The organism is Francisella sp. 19X1-34 (assembly GCF_041102755.1).
In the GTDB taxonomy this organism is placed as follows: Bacteria; Pseudomonadota; Gammaproteobacteria; order Francisellales; family Francisellaceae; genus Francisella.
Genome location: NZ_JBGCTX010000041.1, coordinates 1 through 21,022, shown reverse-complemented (window position 1 = coordinate 21,022; position 21,022 = coordinate 1). Strand labels below are relative to the sequence as shown.

Genomic DNA, 21,022 nt, shown 5'->3' with positions numbered 1-21,022 from the left:
CAGTTTATTATTTCTCCAATTAAAATCAATAATTATAAATATTTAGACATGAAGTAATTATCGAACTGAGGTTATTATAGCAACGTTAAATAAATAGTGATAACCAAGAAAAATTACTCCATCTGTTTAATCTTCCTTAAAACAGTAATATTTTTCTCCAAAGATTTTACCAACTTTTGGATATCATTATCCGTTGTATAACAACCAAATGATATTCTTAATGTATTTGCAGCTTGTTTTGCATCTAAGCCAATAGCACTAAGTACATGAGATGGTTTATCGGCATTTGAAGTACAAGCAGAGCTCATAGATAATGCAAAATCTGGCATCAAAGTAAACAGAATATCTCCTGGAACTCCCTTAACAGTCACACTTAAAATACCTACATAACTTTGTTCTAAAGGAGTGTTAACTACAACATCATCAAACTGTGTTAAACACTTAACGACAGCCTCTCGATATTTTTTTAGTTTAGTTAGATCTGTTTTTTCTTTTAATAGTTCAATTGCTAAAGCAAATGCTACAATCTGCTGAGTTGCCAATGTTCCAGAACGCATGCCATTTTGATGCCCTCCTCCATGTATTTGCTCTTCAAGCTCTATCCCATCAGCGACATATAAGGCCCCTACTCCTTTAGGACCATAACATTTATGTGCTGACATAGATAGCATATCAATATTCATTTTTTGCACGTCAATCTCAACTTTACCTATACCTTGAGCTGCATCAACGTGAAATACAATATTTTTCTCTTTTGCTATTTTACCAATTTCCTCTAGAGGATTTGCCACGCCTATTTCATTATTTACAGCCATTATAGAAATCAATATAGTATCAGAGTTTATCAAACTACGTAATTCATCTAAGTCTATACACCCATGTGTATCAACACTTAGATAACTAACTCTAACCGAACTATCTTTCTTAGATAGGTAATTACAAACATCTAAAACAGCTTTATGCTCAATTGAAGTTGTTATAATATGCTTTTTATCTTTGTGACTTGCCTCAACTAGGCCTTTAATTGCTAGATTATTTGACTCTGTAGCTCCAGATGTCCAAACAATATTTCCACCTGGCGCATTTATAAATTTAGAGATAATTTTTTCAGCTTCATCAATCTTTTTCTTAGCTAACCTTCCTAAGTAATGTGTTGAGGCTGGATTAGCAAAATAGGTATCAATCTCCATATACTTTTGCATTTCCTCAACAACCTCATGAAAAACTGGAGTTGTTGCAGCATAATTAAAAAATAAAACTTTCTCAAAATCAAAATACTCAAGTTTAGGTGGAACAATAGTTTTATTGCCATTATCACGCCAGCTTGAAATACCGCCTAACAGACAGTTAGCATCTTCAAAAAGATTTTTAAAAAAACTATGTACTTTACTTGTTCTATTTGCTGTTTCACAATATATAGCAACTTTTTTATGATGGCTATATCTATCATAATTAATTAAAAACTCACTTATATGGATCGCTCCAGGGATAATATCAACAAGGTATTCTTGATAACTACGAATATCTACTAATAGTACACCTTTTTCTAATTGCTCTTTTAGAACCTGATCTGTGATCATCGCCATAACTTATTCATCCTCAAAATTCTAATTTTAAATTTAAAACACTATAGATATACGGTTAGACTAGATTTTTTTATATCAAAATGACAAAAGATATAACAATCCCCACCGCTTTAGATAGATTATATAATATTTATTAGCTACAAAAACCCTTTATAACGCTATTAACCTTATTCGTAGCGCTTAGCATAATAAAATGTCCTGCATTTATCTGAATATATTTAGCTTTATCATATGAGCCTAAAATATCACCCTCAGATGTTCTTGGTGATGCACTAGCTATATATAAAAAAGGTATATTAAGCTTATTAAATAAATCACTTTTATCAAAATAAAATGCTTCTTTAAAGATTTTGTTAAAAGGCTTTGGCTGACTTTGCCAATAGTTTAACATTTCTAAAGCCTTACCTTTCATAATAGTATAGTCATCGAAATGCTTATCTATTATATGATTATTTATATAGTCAGTTAGTGTTTGTAAGCCAAGCTGACTATCCAGTATTTCTAAAAAACTCTTTTCCTCATGTGTGAGTTTTAATTTTAAGGTGGTATCAATTGCTATAACTTTTTAATATCTAAATCAGTTTGGACTAGCTTTAAAGCTAAAAAGCCTCCCATACTATGACCTATAATTACGATATTTTTATATTTAGATAATTGATCATATAAGTATACAACCACCTCTTCTACACTATCTTTTCCTAGTGAAATTATTTCAGAATAATTAGGAGCTATTACATTATACTCTTTACTAAAAAACTTAATCTGGGCATCAAAATCTGACGGCTGGCAACACCAACCATGCAAAAAAACTAATGTATCTTTATATATATTAGCCATTATTTTTTTATAAAAGTAATTAAACTTTATAGAAATATTAACTTAGATAGACTAATTACTAAAGTATATAAACACTCCTAGAACAACAAGCATTACTGCAAATACAGCTTGTAGAACCTTATCGTTAAGTTTTTTCTTAATTTTATTTGCTATAAGCATACCTATAGCTCCACCAATTATAAACATACTAGCAATATACCAATTTATACTCGTCTGCCCATAATGTGATGCAAAACCTGATATTGATACCACAAATATTACTAATAATGATGTATTAATAGCTCTTTTAATAGGCATAGCTGTGATAAAAACTAATGCTGGAACTATTAAGAAACCACCACCAACACCAAAGAAACCTGTCAAGGTACCAACTACACCTCCACTTATTAGCAAAGCAATGATACATTTGGGTCCTATACTCTTACACACAGATTTATCTGAACTAGACATTACTTTAGCCTTTATTAAGCTCCAAATACCTATCACAATCATAAGTACGGAAAAGCTAAGCATCAGTAACTCATCAGATAATGCTTGTGAGATATGACTTCCTATAGGAGCAAAGATTATACCAGTGATAATCATCACAGCTGCTGCAATATAGTGAATATCTTGATTTTTATAGTTTACTGCAATACCAAAAATCGCTGTAAAACCAACGACAAGTAAAGATATAGTGACTGCATTGTGAAAGTCTAAACCAACACCATAAGTCAAAAGAGGAACAGCTAGTATTGATCCACCTCCTCCAGTTAGACCTAAGGCAATTCCACAAATTAAGCCAAATATTATTAAAATCATGTTGTTACTACTCTTCTACACCACACTTTAAATTAGCTGGCACTGCAATATCAATATAATTTGGCGGAGGTAATTTCAAATCATCCATTAGTTTTGCATATTCTTCTGCTGATTTAACTTGTAGTCTTGGGTTATTTTTCTTTTCCTCAGCAACACTACTACTTGTTATACCGTTATAATCATGGCCTGGATAGATAATAGTATTACCAGGTAATGTCATTAACTTATTTATGATACTATCATAAGCAGCATAAGAATTACCGTTTTGGAAATCAGTTCTTCCTGAACCTCTGATAAGTAATGTATCACCTGTAAATAATTTGTTCTCCGTCATAAAACAGTATGAATCATCAGTATGGCCAGGAGTATATATTGCTTTTATTTGATAATTACCAAATTCAATAATATCACCATCAAAAACTTTTTTAGTTGTATGCTCTGCTTTAGTTTCTCCACCAAGTACAATACCACAACCAGTTTCTTGTCTTAAAAGGCCCGCTGCGGTTACGTGATCAGCATGAACATGAGTATCAATTGCATAGATAAGCTTCAAGTTAAGCTCTTTTAAAAGTTTAATATATTGCTTAATATTAAACCTTACAGGATCTATTATTACTGCTTCTCGAGTTTCTTCACAACCCAAGATATATGTATAAGTATAAGTATCTCTATCTATTAACTGCCTAAAAATCATAGTTTCTCCTTCTTTACTAGTTAAAGTTTGCCTTGCTAAAAGGCACCTTTTCTTTGGTCAGTTTTTCAATAGTATCATAATAGTATGACATCATAATATATGATCCTGCGATATTATAAACATCATAGCCTTTTTGTTGTAGCATAAGAGCAACATTATATGATCTTTGACCTGTTCTACAATGAACATATACAGGTTTTGTTTTATCTATTTCTGATAGCCTATTTCTAACTTCAGACATTGGAATATTTTTTGCTCCTATTAACATGCCATTAGCTATCTCTGATGGGTTTCTTACATCAATAATTTGAGCATTTTCTGCAATTAAATCTTTTACTTTAGTAAATGGTATTTGCTTAAAATCACCATTTAATATATTACTAGCAACATAGCCTGCATGATTTACAGCATCTTTACCAGTCGAATATGGTGGTGCATAACAAAGCTCAAGATCCTGAAGATCCTCGACTGTCATGCCCGCTTTGATAGCGGTAGCAAACACATCCATTCTTTTATCAACGATACCCTGACCTATTGCTTGAGCACCTAATAATTTACCAGTATTTTTCTCGAATATAACCTTTATAAATATTGGTTTAACTCCAGGCATAATACCTACTCTATCTACAGGCACAACATAAGTATAATCATACTCAATATCTAAGTTATGGAACTTAATCCATGCCTCATTTAAACCTGTACTTGCACCAGTATAGTTGAAAACCTGTATTATCGATGAAGCTATATAACCATTATTAACTATCTTCTTACCATTTATATGATCAGCTATCAAACGTCCTTGTTTATTCGCTGGTCCTGCTAATGGTAGATTAAAATGTTGATTAGTCAGGGCATTCTTGACTAAGATAGCATCACCTGCAGCATAAATATCTTCATCTGATGTTTGATAATTTTGATTAACTTGAATATGCTCGCTCTTAGCTAAATCTATTCCAACATCTTTCAAAAACTTAGTCTCCGGAGCTACACCTATAGATAAAACTACCAAGTCAGATTTAATTTGTTTACCAGACTCAAGTAAGACTTTATCAGATTCAAAACCAACAACTTTTTCTAATAGCATCAGTTTAATATCATGATCAAGTAATTCTTTTTCTAAGAATTTAGCCATCTCATAGTCAAAAGGACGCATAATTTGGTTAGCCATCTCAACTATAGTTACATTAAAACCTCTTTCTTTAAGGTTCTCAGCAACCTCTATTCCGATAAATCCAGCTCCAATAACAGTTACATTCTTGACTGTTTTATTAGTGTTAAAAACTGCTTGATGTATTTTTTTAACATCTACCACATTTCTTAGAACAAAATGATCTATCAAATCAAGACCTTGAAAAGGAGGTACTATTGGTTTAGCCCCAATAGCTAAAATTAACTTATCATAGCTTTCTGTATATTTTTCATTAGTTTGAAGATTTAAAACTGTAACAAGCTTATTTGACTTATCAATATTTATAACTTCAGAATTTGTACGAGCATCGATATTATATTGTTTATCAAACTTTTCTGGTGTCATTAAAACTAGCTTCTCAGCTGGTTCAATATGCCCACCAAGATGATATGGTAAACCACAGTTTGAGAATGATACATGAGGACCCTTTTCAAACATAATAATCTCTGCTGACTCATCTAATCTCCTTAGCCTAGCAGCTGCTGATGCCCCTGCAGCAACTCCTCCAACTATTAGATATCTCTTAGCCATAATAAGCTCCTTTTATTCTTAATTATTTTCTTTTGTTATAGGGTAAAAACTCTAACATCACGGCTAGCCCACAAGTTCCTGATACCCCTGCAAATAGAAGTCCTGCGCCAAAAAAACCACTTAAAATTGCAAAATATTGAGATACTGTGAATGAAAGCACAACACCTAAAAGCACCATAAAACCTACTATAATCTGTACTTGACGCATAATTGGTAACGGCTCTTTAACATTTTTTTGTGTTGGCTGTTTATGCTGTTTCCAAGCATTAATACCACCTTCTAACAAATAAACTGCCTTTGCTTTTAAATCTTTAACTTTGGTAGCTGCTTGATTAGTTCTATTTCCTGATTGACAATGAAGCACTACAATCTCATCAGGCTGAATATCAGTATCATAAATTTTATCAACTGTGATATTTTCAGCACAATCAATACACTCTCTGCTATGCTCGCCTGCTGTTCTAATATCGATCAACTTAACTTTCTCTTTCTTTTTCAAACTAAGAAACTCTTTTACTGTAATATTTTTTACCTGATGCATTCAATATCTCCTTTAGATTATTCTAATTTAGTTTTTTCTAATATTATGTATAAATTTTTAGTCACAATATATTCTGTATAAAGCTTCTAATATTTTCTTGACAGCTGGATCTTTTAAACTATAAAAAACTGTTTGTGCTTCTTTTCTAGTTTGAACCAACCCCTCTTTTCTCAATACAGATAAATGCTGAGAGAATGCTGATTGGCTAAGATCAGAATACTCTGCTAGTTCGCCAACTGTCATTTCTTGTCTTAAAAGTAGACATAAAATTAATAGTCGAGATTCATGCGAAATAGCCTTTAGTAATGCTGATGCCTTACTAGCATTATCTTTCATTTGCATTAAATCCATACTTAAACTCGGCACCTAGAACTTTCAATACACTTATATTAGCAAAAACTAATTTAGTAATCAATAATATAAGATAAATATTCCTCAATAATCTATAAAACTAGATATGATAAAAGTCAAAATATCACTCTATGCTATAATTACAGTTGAGTTTACCTATATAGACTCATTAACAATAAGTTATGGGGAATAATTAATGTTAGAAATAATACAAATTACTATTGCAGCCCTTTGTGGTATAGCAGTAGGTGTTGAGAGACAACATCATGGATCTTCAGCAGGAATTCGAACCTACGCACTAGTTTGTGTTGGATCGTGTCTATTTGGAATTATATCTACACATGCAAGAAGTGGAGCATATTATGAAAGTATTGTTGATCCCACTAGAATAGCCGCACAAATTGTAACAGGAGTAGGATTTATTGGTGGTGGTATTATCTTTAAAGATAGCAACCGTGTAAGAGGGATAACAACTGCTTCTACAGTATGGGTTATGGCCTCAATTGGTTTAGCTATTGCTTTTGATATGTTTTTACTACCTATTGCAGCAACTATAATTTGTATTATTATTTTAACCTCAAATAGATGGCCTTTTTTCAAAAAAATAGGCAAAAAACATAAACATTATTTAGAGGATGAGGAGTAATGACATATAAACTTAGTACTAAACTAACTATTTTGCTTATATCTTCTTTTTAGTAAAGAAAATACTACTTATAAAGCTTACTACTACTATCAATACAATAATAATCAAACCATTATTAAACTTGTGCCACTCATTATGAAAAGTAGTATCATACAACCATTTTGAATATGGCGAAGACTGGTTAAAATAATGAATAACAGTTGTTTGACCAATAATATACCCTGTCAAAGGTTGAATGAGTATGCCATTAAACAACAATTGAATTTCCTGGAAAGCTAGCATAGCACCTCCACACCCCAAGCCATATAGAAAGTTAAATAAAAAAGCTATTTTAAAGCCTAAATTTCTATCAGGCCATTTTATATACATAATTAAACAAAGAAAGGTTAGTGTTATAAAACTAAAGCATATTGCTACAACTCTATTATTCTGATATTTTGATACAAGATATCCAGCAACAATACCTCCTACTGCAACACCAACTGGTACCATACCATTCATCATAATTGCTGTATCATGAGGTACTCCAAAAACTCTCATTTCATAAGTAACATTATAAAGATCAGCAAATGTTAATATTGAACCAAACAAGCCTGCAAAATAAAATGACGCTAGCCAGAAATTTCTTTTCGAAAGAATAAATAAAATCACAGATATTAAAGAATCTTGTGAGTTACTCTTCGTTGTAGTCTTTATTTTGTGTGGTAGTAAAATGCTCAAACCAACTGTACATATAAAAAATATTGCTGCCAAAATATCAAATACATAGATATATGAATATTGGCTAAGAGCCTTACCCGCAAATAAAGCCAATACCCCAGCAAAAATATTAGCTATACTTTGACTTAGTGATGAAAAGAATGCAAATTGATGCTCTAAAAAATTTGTTTGTACAACATATAGAACCCCCACAAAAGTGCAGCCAAGCCCTATACCAAGCATCGCCCTAGCAACAACAAGAAGCTGAAATATTGTTGCATGTGCAAACAATAAAGCTCCTAATGCTGATAAAAGTGCTGAGCTTGATAATAATAACTTTGGTGATATCTTGTTGATTAGTATTCCTGAACATACTTGAGATATTGCAAACACTATAAAAAACACTCCTGAGAGTATCGAAAGATTTGTATCACTTAGATGGTTATCTAGCTTAATTGACAAAGCATAAGTTCCAAACAAAATGGCTGAAAAAACACTCATTGCAAAAAAGAATTCAGTTATAATCCAACGTGCATAATTTATAATTCTCATTAGTTATCTCCCTTATAAATTAATATAAAAATTAAAGCACATAGAAATATATCTATAATTAGATATATTACATTATCGCTTTGATTAATTTAGTTTTTAAAAAATATATTTGATGATTACTACTAGTGAACCTTCTTACCATATATGTAAGTTGCTTCAACTAGACGATCATCTCCTAAAGAGATAATTGAGAATAAATAATCTTGAAGATTATATGAGGATTCTAATCTATATTTAAGAAGGGAGTTTTTATCTGGATCCAAAACGATAAAGTCAGCTTCTTTATTAATTTCTAAGCTACCAATCTTATCATCCAAACCTAAAGCCTTGGCACTACCCAGTGTAGTACAATACAAACGAACTAATGTTTCTAGTTTATATGAGTTTAATAATGCTGCCTTATACGCATCATCCATAACTCGAAGCATACTTAGAGTATTTCCAGCAGCCCAGTCTGTAGCTAAAGTAAGCTTAACACCTCTTTCAATAGCTGTTTTATAGTCAAAATGCCCACTGCCAAGATAATTATTACTTGTAGGACAACTAGCAATAATAACTCCTTGAGATTTAATTCTATTCCACTCACTATCGGATAAGTGAATACAATGCCCTAAAATAGTTTTATCAGTAATCAATGAGTAATTTTCATACACATTTAAGTAGTCTGTAGCATTTGGATATTGCGCTAGAGTATCTGTTATCTCATTTAGATTTTCACTTAAGTGAGTTTGTATATATACATCTTTATACGATTGCATAAACTCTTTACATAAATTAAGAGTTTTAGTGTCACAACTAAGAGCAAATCTAGGAGTTAGTGCATAGCTAGCACGGCCTTTATTATGCCACTTGTTACAAAGCTTTTCTGAGATCTTCATATTAGTCTCTGGATCTGTGATTATATCTTTGCTTCCTTTTGTCATAATAGTATTTCCAAGAATCACTCTCATATTATATTTTTGCGCTAATTCAAAAACGATATCAGTACCATCGTAAGCACTTGGAGCATAACCACATATTGTAGTAGTGCCATTTTTAAATAACTCTTTGAATAAAATATCAAACTCTTTGTACGCTAGTTTACTGCTATTAAAACTTGCTTCACTTGGAAATATATAATTGTCTAACCATTCTAAAAGTTTTTCACCATAAGCTCCCACAGCCTTAGTCTGAGTCGTATGCATATGAGTATCTATAAAACCTGGCATTATTAATTTACCAGAATAGTTGATCAAATTATCATTTTCATTAATTACAATTTCATGAAAATCATTAACTTCGGTTATTATACCATCCTCTACAATAATTGCTCCATCTCTCAAAAATGTATAATCATCTGAATCAGAAAATAAATTATCAACCTTATGTCCTAATAATGACTGGAGAGTAGCATTTTTTTTAAATGTAAAGATACTTGCACGATATATTGTTTTCATAGTTATTATCCTCTTGTTGATTTATCGTTATTTAAACTAAATAAATCCATTCGGGTCAATTGAGGATTATATAACCAGCTGATAACACTGGGCCTAATTGAATTATCTAACCAAATAGACAAACGTCGATATTCTACAATACAAAATATAAAAGTCAATTTTTTTAAAAAACTTCACCAAACTCTTTTGCATAATAAACTGTTTGACCTTTTAACGCACTCAATTTATTGGTTAAGTCTAAAACCATAAAGACATCACTTGGTACATCATATTGACATTTAATTTGATATTCACTCGTTGGTTTAAATCCAAATCTAGGATAGTAACTTGGATGTCCTAAAACAAATATAGCATCAATATTATTCTTCTTAGCTTCTTTTATAACAGTTTCAACAAGCTTGCTACCTATTCCTTGATTTTGATATTTCGGTGCCACACTCATTGGAGCTAAACCAAATATACTAATGTTGCTAGCTTTTGACTCCATCTTAGAAAGAACTATCTGACCTACAATTGTGTTATCTATATCAGCAACTAAAGAAATTAAACTTTGATGATCAGTATGTAACAATCTAACTAACTTCTCTTCATCATCAGTTTCAAAAGATGATGCAATAAGCTGATAAACAGATTCTTGATCTTTTAGTTGTTCATAACGAATATTTATATTCATAAATTAATCCTTTATAACTAAATCTCTAGTTGAACGTATTTCAATATTTAAAAACTTATCAGTCTTTTTGATTTTTCCAAAAACTGCAAACTTAGCTCTTTTACTTTTATCAAAATTTAGATACTTAACTTGGTTTGGTACTATAAAAATTGAAAACCTTGAATCTTGATCAACCTTAAAGAGAAGCTTTTTACTCTCACCTATATCTGAAGCTGTAATCCCTGCAACCCCATATATAATACAGTATTTATTATTGATGCTCTGTATATCAATATCAGCCAGCTCCATACCATTTATTGTATAGATATCTTGCTTTGAATATTCTCGAGTTCTATTTTCAGCCAACTGTTGCTTTTTAAAAGGCATTAGGTTTAGTTCATCTTCTTTTCTAAGCACACCATCATTTTCAAGCTTTGTAAGAAGATTTATATACTTTTCGAGATTTTTATTAACAAGAAAGTTAAGCTTACTCATATCTTTTTTTGAGTCACTTAAAACTAACTCTTTTATCTTATCATTAGCTATTGGTTTACTAGATTTAGGGCATAGCACATCATGCTTATCTTCACCTTTAATAAATTCAAAGTATGAATCTTGATTTGCCTTACGAATAAGTTTTAATTTAGCCTTACCACAATCTGGACAAAAAATGTTGCCAAAATGTAGTTTACTACTATATTCACTAGCTTTTATAAAACCTTTTTTATATCTGGCTATTTTCACTATTATTTCCTTTACTTAAAGAAGTTGAACAATGCTCAACCACTGCAGTTTTAAATTTAAACCTAAACTTTTTCAAAAAGTATATCTGATATTTGATGCTCTAAGTTTTGCCCTCTTTTTTCAAATTTTGTCAAAGGACGCCATTCTGGTCTTGGTGCAAAACCAGAATACATATTTTGATATTTGTCATCATTTTCAAGTAGCTCTAAAACATCTTCAGCATAGGGTAACCAATCACTAGCATAATGAAATACTCCACCAACTTTGAGCTTCTTAGCAAAAAGGTCCATATTTGACTGGTTAACTAGTCTACGTTTATTATGTTTTTTCTTATGCCATGGATCAGGAAAATATACTTGTATACCAGATAAAGACTCATCAGCAATCATATTTTCTAATATTTCAACAGCATCATGACTCATTATCAAAAGATTTGCTATATTTTGATGTTCTATCTCATATAAAATATTACCAACACCTGCTTTGTGTACTTCTATACCTAGATAATTCTTGTCTGGATTTTCTAATGCCATCTGGATTAATGACCCACCCATACCAAAACCAATTTCTAAAACTACAGGATTAGCATTAGAAAATATTTCTGAAAAATCTATTTGTCTATTATGATCATAGCTAATCATATATTTTTTAGCATAATTTTCAAGCGCTTGTTGTTGCTTCTTGGTTACTCTACCTGCTCGTTGTACATAACTTTTTACTTGACGTAAATTTTCTTTAGATTTATCACACATTTTTCTAGATTTACAATTTTATTAGTACTATTCTATATCAACTATAATAAAAATAAGAGTATCTCGGTGTTAATATTTTTAACAATTCTTGCTTTACAGATTAGTTGCTTAGTACTTCCTGGACCAGATTTTTTTATAACTATTAGTAATTCTATCAAATTTGGCCAAAAACAAGGTATTTATACAGCTTGTGGTATAGCATCAGGAATTCTTATAAATACATTTATTGTCTATTGGTTTGGATCATTTTTGCTCTATAAAGAACCTATATTATTTAAATGTTTAATATTAGTTGGTGCTATATATCTAGCTTATCTAGCTTTTAATCTATATAAAAGTATATTTACAAAGCAACAAGACTTAAACCCAAATGCTAGTGAACATATTAAAAATCTAAATACTTTTGATACACCTCCAAACTTTAAGCTTTTTTTAAATGGTGCCTTTACTAATTTAGCTAATGCAAAAGTACTAGTTTTCTTTAGCTCAATGTTAAGCTTAGTCGATGGTCTACCTAGTTTGGGTAAAGTTAGTATTTGGATATGTATAGCTCTAACAACATTTATTTGGTTTTGTATAGTTGCCACTTTTTTTGGCAACAATAAACTTAGACAAATCTTCTTTAGAAATATTAAAAAGCTTGAGCTTATTTCGGCAGTATTTATAACAGTTTTTGTAATAATTATTTTGATTGAGCTTTTCTAAAATAAAACCTTACTCCAACCTAACTTCTCCCTCAAAGTATCATAATAGTTATAATCTTCGGTGTGTAAAACAGTAACTTTCTTTTCAGCTTTCTTGATAGTAACTTTTTGATGAGAGCTTAGAATAGTATCATGCCTACCATCTATACTTAAAACAGGCTCAGGATCATTATACTCTGTTATATATATATCTATTACACTTTCATCTGAGATTACCAAAGGCCTACTATTTAGCGAATGTGAGCATATTGGAACTAAAACTATACTATTTTGATTAGGATTTAAAATTGGACCTCCTGCAGCCATAGCATGAGCAGTAGAACCTGTAGGAGTCGACACTATAAGACCATCTCCACGCTGATCAAAAGCATATCTACCATTTATATATACTTTTAAACCAAACATTAATCCTCGACTTGAAGTTATCGCTATCTCATTAAGAGCTATAGATGCCTCTAAAGGAACACGTAAGTTATCATCAACTCTACACTTAAGCATGCTTACATTAGAAATGGAAACTTGTCCTTTTAGAATATTTAAAAGATCATCTTTTAGTGTTCTGTCATTTGATGCTATAGTCGTCAAAAACCCTAATTTACCTTTGTTAACACCCATAACAGGTATATTGCTATACAAAGCCAATACTCTAGCTGCTTTTAAGAAATTTCCATCACCTCCAACAACTATTGCAACATCACATTTAAGCGCTATTTCTTTTAGGCTAGAGACTTCAATATCTCTTAGATTAATATCTTCGGCAGTCTCAGATTCTACAATTACCTGTAAACCTTTTTCGTTAAGGTAGTTATATAGCATTTCAACAGTTCTACTGACATCCTGTTTATAATGCTTTCCTACAATAGCTACTTTTTGATATGCAAACATTATTTTTAAGTTTTATAGTTTTACTAAAATCAAAGTATAACAAAAGAGCTTTATATTTATAATATATAAATTAACTAAGTAGGGTCGAATATAGAAAAATGCTTTCTAAGCTTTTAAACGAATACCTTTCTCTAATAAGTACCAGCAAAAGTAATACAATATCAATGTAAAAATAATAATTGCAGCGAACGCATAATATGGATTAACATCTGAAACACCAATAAAACCATATCTAACAAAATCAACCACATAAAACAATGGATTACATGAAGATATAAAGTGCCAAAAACCTGTAAGGTTATTTATGTTATAAAAAACGCCTCCTAAATAAATAAGAGGTGCTAATATAAATGTTGGAAATATTGTAGTATCATCAAACTTCTGTGAAAATATGGCATTTATTAAACCTCCAAGTGAAAATAATGCACCACAAAATATAAATCCAGCTAAGACTAGAAATATACTATAAATAGTACTAAAACCATCTAGTGCAAATGCTGCTATACTTACTAATACACCAACTACAAAACCTCTAAAGATTCCTCCTGAAATATAGCCTAAAATTACCACATGGTTACTCACAGGAGAAACTAATAGCTCCTCTATAGCTTTACTAAAACGTAGCCCAAAGAATGAGCTTACAACATTACCATATGAGTTTTGAATCACCGCCATAATAATAAGACCTGGAGTAATATATTGCATATAAGTAACACCATGCCCCATACTACCAATACGTGACCCAACAACTTTACCAAATATCAAAAAATATAAAATTATAGTTATAACTGATGGTAATAATGATTGTGGCCAAATCCTAAATATTCTTTTACACTCACGACTAAAGATCGTTACATATGCTATCCAATAATCTTTTAAATTCATAAATTTACCTATTTATTCCTTGCAACGTCTATAAATAACTTTTCTAGTTTTGCTTCTTTAGTGCGTACACCTAGAACACCTAGGTTATATTTATTTGTTAACTCTGAGAAAACTTCATTTAAAACAGCACCTTTTGAAACTTCCACTTCCAATGTGTATTCATCAACTAACTTTACATTACCATAGCTAAGTTTGATATCTTCTTGACACTTATCTTTTAAATCGAAGATATAAGTATGTTGGTCTGCTGTCTTTAGGAAACTTTTCATGTCTGTATTCACATGAACATTTCCTTTATGGATAAGAGCAATACGATTACACATAGATTCAGCTTCTTCTAAATAATGTGTTGTTAAAATCACTGTTAATCCTTCTTTATGAAACTCTGCTATCATTTCCCATAAAGAGTTTCTAAGTTCAACATCAACACCCGCTGTTGGTTCATCTAATATCAATAATTTTGGCTTATGTATTAATGCTCTAATAACCATCAATCTTCTTTTCATTCCGCCTGATAAGAACCTTACTTGGGCATTTCTTTTATCATAAAGATCAACTTTCTTAAGTAACTCTTCTGCATAAGGTAATATCTCTTTTTTAGAAATACCATAAAATCCAGCCTGTGTAATTAGAATATTTATAGGCTTTTCAAAAAGATTAAGGTTTACCTCTTGAGGCATAACTCCTATATTCTTCCTAGCACTTATAAAATCACTATCAATATCATGACCAAATATTTTAATTTGACCAGAGGTCTTATTTACAAGGGAAGAGATCATACCCAATGTTGTTGATTTTCCAGCTCCATTTGGACCCAAAAGAGCAAAAAAATCTCCCTTATTAACATCCAAACTAATGTCATTCACGGCTTTAAAACCATCTTTGTAGACTTTAGTTAGATTTTTTATTTCTAACGCTTTTTCACTCATATGATTAAGATTTATTTTTAACTATAAAATATATGAACATTATTATATCACCATGTGCTATAGTCATATTGATTTTATGCATTAAATTTTGTTAAAGTAAAATAATGCATTTTTAAACAAAATTGTAACTGATTATTATTTATCACTATTACGCTCATTAGGTATATCACTACAATACTCAACAAACTCAACTTCATATCCACTAGGGTCAATAAAATAAACATTTTTTCTATATTTATTTTCAGAACCCGACTTAGCATCAAACCCAGCTCTTAATAACCTCTTTTTAACAGATTCAATATCATCAACAGCATAAGCAAAATGTGCAAGCCCTATTGTATGACTTTTTAGATCACGATTATCTCCTTGACCATTATCATTAAATGTTAGGTATTGGAAATCATCTCCAAAATGGACCCAGTTTCGCTCTACTCCATACCAATCAGACTTACCTTGCGCTCTTACATACCAGTGTGGAAACGCCAACTTATAAAAGCTAAGCATACTTTCTATATCTTTAACGATTAAATTTAAATGTTCTAATCTCATTTTCTATCCCTATATTGCTAATTATTTTGAAATTACTTATTATTGTAATACCTCAACTTAAGTTGAGGTCAAGACTTTTTAAAAAAAAGATTTAGGAAAAAATGAATAATAATATTTTAAGTGTTGGGCAAGTAGCTAATAGATGTGATGTAAAAATATCAACAATTCATTTCTATGAAAGAAAAGGCCTAATAACAAGTTGGAGAAACTCAGGAAATCAAAGAAGATATAATAGAGATGTTCTGCGTAAAATATCCATAATAAAAGCTGCTCAAAAAGTAGGTATTAGCTTAGAAGAAATTAAAAAAGCTTTCGCTAAACTACCAAATAGACATACACCAAATGAAACTGATTGGCAAAAATTATCAAATAATTGGCGAAATGACTTAGATAATCGAATAGATTATTTAATAAAATTAAGAGATAACTTATCAAAATGTATTGGGTGTGGATGTTTGTCTTTAAAAGCTTGTCCTTTATATAACAAAGATGACAAACTTGGAAAAACTGTCAAGGGTGCATATATTTTTTCTAATATAGCAAAATAAAAACTTAAAAATATGTATTTTTTATCATAAAGATAATGCTTAAACCAACCACAACTATAAATATTGGCCTAACAAGCTTAGACCCTTTTAATATAACCATCTTCGAGCCTACAATACCACCGAAGAAGCTTCCTATAGCCATTAAAAATCCAAATGTATAATTTACATGACCTGATAAAATAAATACCACTAGAGAAAAGACATTACTTTTTAGATTTAACACTTTAGCATAACCAGAAGCTTGCATAAATGTATAACCCAGAAAATACACTATTGCAATAATCCAAAAATTACCTGTTCCTGGACCAAAAAAGCCATCATATGCACCCAATAGAAATCCAAACAATGTAAAAAATGCTACTTCAGACATCTTTTTTTTGCCTTGGTTAACTCCAAGGTTTTTATTTACAATACTAAAAATAAAAACCGCTATTAAAAGTATCGGAACGAGTTTATTCATAAAATCATTGTGAATCACAACGGCCAATATAGTACCTAGAGATGCACCAATAAATCCTGCAAACAATCCTCGCAACACTGTTTTAAAATTTATCAAACCATTTCTATAGTATTTAAAAGTTGCCATCGCTGTACCAATGCTAGCTTGAAGTTTGTTCGTACCAAGAACCATAGCGATTGGCAAACCAGTTATACTTAAAGCAGGAAGACTTATTAGTCCACCACCTCCAGCGATAGCGTCGATAAAACTAGCTAAAAATCCCATTAATATTATAAAAAAACATAATATTAAAAAATGGTTAGCAAAAAACTCTTGCATATATTTTATTTTCCTTTTAGATGTATAGCCAACCATATAGTTGGATTAGCAGTATAGGTAACCCAATGCTTAGTATTTTTTGGAATTAGCAAATACTCACCTTCTCCTAGATTATACTCTTTACTTTCTAATACAAGCTTTGCGCTACCTTTTAATACCAAAACCCATTCGTCATGATCTTGAATATATGGTTTATCGATATCTGTAACCTGTCCGTAAGAAATAATTTTTTCAATTTGAACGCTATCTTTTTTCAAAAGATCTATAAAAATTTCATCATCACAAAAATCATAAGAAATATTAAAAACATTATCCATAATTACAAAAACCTTTTAGATACCCAAAACTTTTACAATATATTATTCAAACGCTTTCTTTATTATCATCTCTAACATATATATCCATTTTAGAAAGTGAAATTTTAATATTATTTGCGTTAAACTCATCTAGCACTCTTATTCTTAGGTCACTTAAAATATGAATTTTCATAGTCCTTAAGCAATATGCTCTTATCATAAGAATCATAGCTGATTCACCATAGTCATATAAAAGATATTCTGGTTTTGGCTGTAAAAGTATTCTTCTATCTGCCTTGATTGCCTTCTCACAGATAGAAACAGCCTTTCGAAAATCATCTTCATAAGATAATCTAATTGGTAAATCAAGCCTTACTTTCTTATCAAGTGTCTCATTAGAAACCACATCTGTTACCATAACGTGATTAGGTACTATTAGTGAATTATTATCAAACGTTAATATTTCTGTAGCTCTAATACTAATATTTTTTACGACACCTATTTCATTATTAACTTTAATCCAATCTCCTATTTTAACTGGTCTCTCAAAAAGCATAATAAGCCCCGCAAAGAAATTTTTAATTAAATCTTGCATAGCAAACCCAAGTCCAACAGATAGACCAGAAACAATAAATGTAATCGCAGTATTACTCATACCTAAACATTTTATAAATATAAATACAGCTATTAATATAAATAGATATTTGATTATAGATGTTGCTGCTTCTATAGAGCCATGATCCATTTTTGTATAAGGAAACACCCTTCTATTACAAAATAGTATCGTAAGCTTGCCGACAAACAAAGTTATAATAAATAGTACCAATGACTCTAATAAGGTAACTGCAGGTATTATCTTTATACCCAAAATACTAATTCCATGATAGGCAAAAGTTTCCCATAAATCTTTAAGCTTTTCTGGTTGAATGTTTAAAGATAAAGGTAACAAAATCAAAAATATCAATATTGCAAAAATAAACATTATGTTTTTTATCCAATATTGAATATTGGCTCTCTTAAAACCACCTAATATATTTTCAACCAAACCTCTAATTAAAATAATCTTACTTTTCTTACATAGAATCAAATCTACAACAAGTATAATAAGCTTATAAAAGACATAAACATATGTTCCCCAGAAGAAGGTTTGGTATAAATCAAAACCTATAGACATTCCAAGGTTAGGATAACCTCCAAGAATCATGGTAAAAATGCTAACAACTAGACTAATAAATATAAAATATTTTGTACAAATCAACACCTTTAATTTAGTTTCTTGTAACCTAATCTTATGTTTACTTAGCATTATAAAGGCAATAGTTGCTGGAATAAGCATCAATAGCATAAAAAAGAAAACTAGTACTAAAATATCATCTTTAGGCATTACTGCAATAAAATGACCTCGTTCAAAGTTAATTAAATTTGATCTAAATAGGTACATAATTAAACCAAAAATACTATACATAACCAGGATTGTTACTTCTATACTTTTTGAAAGAACAACTCTAGCAAATGATTCCAAAACAAATAATATTGCTGAGTAGATAACAATAACCTGTAATGCAGTATCAATTACATAGATAGAGTTATTAGACAAATCTCCAATATAATTTAGAAAATTAGCTATAACTAAAATAGTTAAGGGGTAAACAATAGTACTTAGCATCAAAATATAAATGCTATTAAACTTAATAGTTGCTTTAGATATGTTCTTTTTATTATGAAGCTTTATATTCCTAGTTAATATTTTTTTAAATGAGAAAACACGTCTTATAAGAAAATAAATACCCAGTATGAAAATAAAAATCAGCATATCTTTTGATATCATTACTAGATTCTTTACAAAACTATTTTTAGCACTAATCCAATTATTCCACTGCCATAAAACATTATTTTTTTCGAATCTAAACTGGTTTCGTAAATAAGTTCTCATATTAGAAATATGTGTTAAAGCATCTTCAACATTTAGCTTAGTTTCTTCTAAAAGTATCAATTCATTTAGAATAGAAGCTCTACGATGAGTATAACTCTTTAGCTTTGTTTTAAACTCACTATTTTCTTCAACTTGCTTATTTATAAAATTTGAGAATTTTTTTATTTGGTATTTTTTTTGAATAAATGCAAGCAAAGAGTCAACTCTTTCAAGCTTACTATTTAAATTAAGCATTTGTTTACTTAGATAATGTTTATAGTTTAAAAGCTTATCTCTTTGATAAGCTATCTTTATTTCACTATTGGCTTTATTCTCTTTAATAAGTAAAAGATAGCTATTTATTTCTTTAACTTTATGATCTATATCGTTCGAGGAACTATTAGCATAAGATTGCTGAGCTAACCCCAATAAAAGAAATAAGATAATATAAAAATAAGTATTTATTGATATAACTTTTAAATTCTTCATGTAAAGTTCCAAACTTAAAATTTCAACCACCTTCTTCCTTAAGGTTAGCATATTAATACCAAATAATATTAAACTTTAAGCAAAGACTTACTCCCAAATTGAAATATTTCAGACAAAATATTTGCTATAATCTGTAACAACTTAAAGAAAACCTTCTCAAAATGATAATAGATTCACATTGCCATCTTAATTATTTAAAACTAGAAAATACGAGCTTTGATAATGTCATTACAAATGCTAAAAACTCCGGTATAGACAAAATTATTTCGATTGCTGTAGCGTGGCATGAGATCGATGATATCCAAAAAATAGCTGAAAACTACAAAGATGTATATTTTTCAGTTGGAGTTCACCCTAGTGAATTAGATTCTCATCAACCTAGTACAGAAGAGATTATAACAAGATCAAATCATCCAAAATGCGTCGCAATTGGAGAAACTGGTCTAGACTACTACTATAATGATCAAGAAACAAAACCTAAACAAGTTGCCAAGTTTGTAAATCATATCCAAGCAGCCATTGAAGTAGTAAAACCTATAATTGTACATACTAGAGCAGCTAAACAAGATACTTTAGATATTTTAAAGTCTGAAAATGTCGAAAAATGTGGTGGGATACTACATTGTTTTACAGAAGATTATGATATGGCAAAACAGGCTATAGATGTGGGAATGTATATCTCATTTTCAGGAATACTAACTTTTAAAAATGCTAAAGACATCCAAGAGACTGCTAAAAAACTTCCATTAGATAGAATTCTTATAGAAACTGATGCACCATACCTTACTCCAGTACCATATAGAGGCAAGCCTAATTACCCGGAGTATGTTAAATATGTTGCAAAATTTCTTGCTGAGCTAAGAGGTGAAGATCTTGAGAAAGTAGCTAAGCAAACTTATGATAATACTTGTGATGTTTTTAAATTAAACTAAGTATATTATTAAAAGTAATCTTATAAAAAGACCCTTTACAGACTTTTGTGTAAATTTTTCATAGGCTACCAATCCTATCTTCAAATTTAATCATAAAATGTGCA

General features: G+C 30.3%; 24 protein-coding genes. 4 read left to right on the top strand and 20 right to left on the bottom strand.

The window, feature by feature from the left end:
- Positions 1-113 precede the first annotated feature (113 nt).
- The 8 genes from AB8E56_RS07730 to AB8E56_RS07695 all read right to left on the bottom strand — a co-directional run bounded on the left by AB8E56_RS07730 (position 114) and on the right by AB8E56_RS07695 (position 6,530).
- Positions 114-1,586 (bottom strand): aminotransferase class V-fold PLP-dependent enzyme, encoded by a 1,473-nt coding sequence (locus AB8E56_RS07730; protein ID WP_329479757.1) that lies wholly within the window; start codon positions 1,584-1,586, stop codon positions 114-116.
- A gap of 133 nt (positions 1,587-1,719) precedes the next feature.
- Positions 1,720-1,977, bottom strand: coding sequence for a hypothetical protein (locus tag AB8E56_RS07725; RefSeq protein ID WP_329479755.1), 258 nt, complete (start codon positions 1,975-1,977; stop codon positions 1,720-1,722).
- Between the two features lie 164 nt (positions 1,978-2,141).
- Complete coding sequence (locus AB8E56_RS07720) at positions 2,142-2,423, bottom strand: alpha/beta hydrolase (protein ID WP_329479753.1); 282 nt, start codon at positions 2,421-2,423, stop codon at positions 2,142-2,144.
- Positions 2,424-2,474: 51 nt separating this feature from the next.
- The gene (locus AB8E56_RS07715; RefSeq protein WP_329479751.1) at positions 2,475-3,224 is read right to left on the bottom strand and encodes a sulfite exporter TauE/SafE family protein; all 750 of its coding nucleotides are present in this window, start codon (positions 3,222-3,224) and stop codon (positions 2,475-2,477) included.
- Between the two features lie 7 nt (positions 3,225-3,231).
- A complete protein-coding gene (locus AB8E56_RS07710; protein WP_329479750.1) occupies positions 3,232-3,918 on the bottom strand; it encodes an MBL fold metallo-hydrolase in 687 nt (228 codons plus the stop codon).
- A 16-nt stretch (positions 3,919-3,934) separates the two neighbouring features.
- Complete coding sequence (locus tag AB8E56_RS07705) at positions 3,935-5,638, bottom strand: FAD-dependent oxidoreductase (RefSeq protein WP_329479747.1); 1,704 nt, start codon at positions 5,636-5,638, stop codon at positions 3,935-3,937.
- Between the two features lie 22 nt (positions 5,639-5,660).
- Positions 5,661-6,179: a rhodanese-like domain-containing protein gene (locus AB8E56_RS07700; RefSeq protein WP_329479745.1), complete on the bottom strand. Its 519-nt coding sequence runs from the start codon at positions 6,177-6,179 to the stop codon at positions 5,661-5,663.
- 57 nt (positions 6,180-6,236) lie between these two features.
- Entirely contained in the window at positions 6,237-6,530 is a 294-nt protein-coding gene (locus AB8E56_RS07695; RefSeq protein WP_329479743.1) for a metalloregulator ArsR/SmtB family transcription factor, read from the bottom strand.
- Between the two features lie 196 nt (positions 6,531-6,726).
- On the opposite strand from AB8E56_RS07695, the gene AB8E56_RS07690 reads away from it, so the two are divergent.
- Positions 6,727-7,176, top strand: coding sequence for an MgtC/SapB family protein (locus AB8E56_RS07690; RefSeq protein WP_329479741.1), 450 nt, complete (start codon positions 6,727-6,729; stop codon positions 7,174-7,176).
- Positions 7,177-7,212: 36 nt separating this feature from the next.
- Here AB8E56_RS07690 and AB8E56_RS07685 read toward each other — a convergent pair whose 3' ends face one another.
- From AB8E56_RS07685 to trmB, 5 genes are all read right to left on the bottom strand, one after another.
- Positions 7,213-8,427, bottom strand: a complete 1,215-nt coding sequence (locus tag AB8E56_RS07685; RefSeq protein ID WP_329479739.1) for an MFS transporter — start codon at positions 8,425-8,427, stop codon at positions 7,213-7,215.
- A 122-nt stretch (positions 8,428-8,549) separates the two neighbouring features.
- Entirely contained in the window at positions 8,550-9,863 is a 1,314-nt protein-coding gene (gene guaD / locus AB8E56_RS07680) for a guanine deaminase (protein WP_329479737.1), read from the bottom strand.
- Between the two features lie 163 nt (positions 9,864-10,026).
- Positions 10,027-10,536, bottom strand: a complete 510-nt coding sequence (locus tag AB8E56_RS07675; RefSeq protein ID WP_329479735.1) for an N-acetyltransferase — start codon at positions 10,534-10,536, stop codon at positions 10,027-10,029.
- 3 nt (positions 10,537-10,539) lie between these two features.
- Positions 10,540-11,259 carry a hypothetical protein gene (locus AB8E56_RS07670; RefSeq protein ID WP_329479733.1) on the bottom strand — a complete coding sequence of 240 codons (720 nt, stop codon included), beginning with the start codon at positions 11,257-11,259 and terminating at the stop codon, positions 10,540-10,542.
- Positions 11,260-11,321: 62 nt separating this feature from the next.
- A complete protein-coding gene (gene trmB, locus AB8E56_RS07665) occupies positions 11,322-12,011 on the bottom strand; it encodes a tRNA (guanosine(46)-N7)-methyltransferase TrmB (RefSeq protein ID WP_329479731.1) in 690 nt (229 codons plus the stop codon).
- A gap of 66 nt (positions 12,012-12,077) precedes the next feature.
- On the opposite strand from trmB, the gene AB8E56_RS07660 reads away from it, so the two are divergent.
- Positions 12,078-12,716: a LysE family translocator gene (locus AB8E56_RS07660; RefSeq protein ID WP_329479729.1), complete on the top strand. Its 639-nt coding sequence runs from the start codon at positions 12,078-12,080 to the stop codon at positions 12,714-12,716.
- Here AB8E56_RS07660 and AB8E56_RS07655 read toward each other — a convergent pair.
- From AB8E56_RS07655 to AB8E56_RS07640, 4 genes are all read right to left on the bottom strand, one after another.
- Complete coding sequence (locus tag AB8E56_RS07655; RefSeq protein ID WP_329479759.1) at positions 12,713-13,603, bottom strand: NAD(+)/NADH kinase; 891 nt, start codon at positions 13,601-13,603, stop codon at positions 12,713-12,715. The two genes, AB8E56_RS07660 and AB8E56_RS07655, sit on opposite strands and share 4 nt — an antisense overlap.
- Positions 13,604-13,705: 102 nt before the next feature.
- Positions 13,706-14,485, bottom strand: coding sequence for an ABC transporter permease (locus AB8E56_RS07650; RefSeq protein WP_329479727.1), 780 nt, complete (start codon positions 14,483-14,485; stop codon positions 13,706-13,708).
- An 8-nt stretch (positions 14,486-14,493) separates the two neighbouring features.
- A complete protein-coding gene (locus tag AB8E56_RS07645) occupies positions 14,494-15,414 on the bottom strand; it encodes an ABC transporter ATP-binding protein (protein ID WP_329479726.1) in 921 nt (306 codons plus the stop codon).
- A 135-nt stretch (positions 15,415-15,549) separates the two neighbouring features.
- Positions 15,550-15,963 (bottom strand): VOC family protein, encoded by a 414-nt coding sequence (locus tag AB8E56_RS07640; protein ID WP_329479724.1) that lies wholly within the window; start codon positions 15,961-15,963, stop codon positions 15,550-15,552.
- Positions 15,964-16,064: 101 nt separating this feature from the next.
- Here AB8E56_RS07640 and soxR point away from each other — a divergent pair, with 101 nt between their 5' ends.
- Complete coding sequence (gene soxR / locus AB8E56_RS07635; RefSeq protein ID WP_329479720.1) at positions 16,065-16,511, top strand: redox-sensitive transcriptional activator SoxR; 447 nt, start codon at positions 16,065-16,067, stop codon at positions 16,509-16,511.
- 4 nt (positions 16,512-16,515) lie between these two features.
- Here the strand turns inward: soxR and AB8E56_RS07630 are convergent, their stop codons facing one another.
- From AB8E56_RS07630 to AB8E56_RS07620, 3 genes are read right to left on the bottom strand one after another with little or no spacing between them, the layout of a single operon-like run.
- Positions 16,516-17,289 (bottom strand): TSUP family transporter, encoded by a 774-nt coding sequence (locus tag AB8E56_RS07630; RefSeq protein WP_329479718.1) that lies wholly within the window; start codon positions 17,287-17,289, stop codon positions 16,516-16,518.
- A 5-nt stretch (positions 17,290-17,294) separates the two neighbouring features.
- A complete protein-coding gene (locus tag AB8E56_RS07625; RefSeq protein WP_329479716.1) occupies positions 17,295-17,606 on the bottom strand; it encodes a cupin domain-containing protein in 312 nt (103 codons plus the stop codon).
- A gap of 46 nt (positions 17,607-17,652) precedes the next feature.
- Positions 17,653-19,986 (bottom strand): mechanosensitive ion channel domain-containing protein, encoded by a 2,334-nt coding sequence (locus AB8E56_RS07620; RefSeq protein WP_329479714.1) that lies wholly within the window; start codon positions 19,984-19,986, stop codon positions 17,653-17,655.
- A 161-nt stretch (positions 19,987-20,147) separates the two neighbouring features.
- Here AB8E56_RS07620 and AB8E56_RS07615 point away from each other — a divergent pair, with 161 nt between their 5' ends.
- Positions 20,148-20,918 carry a TatD family hydrolase gene (locus AB8E56_RS07615; RefSeq protein ID WP_329479712.1) on the top strand — a complete coding sequence of 257 codons (771 nt, stop codon included), beginning with the start codon at positions 20,148-20,150 and terminating at the stop codon, positions 20,916-20,918.
- The last annotated feature ends 104 nt before the right edge of the window (positions 20,919-21,022 follow it).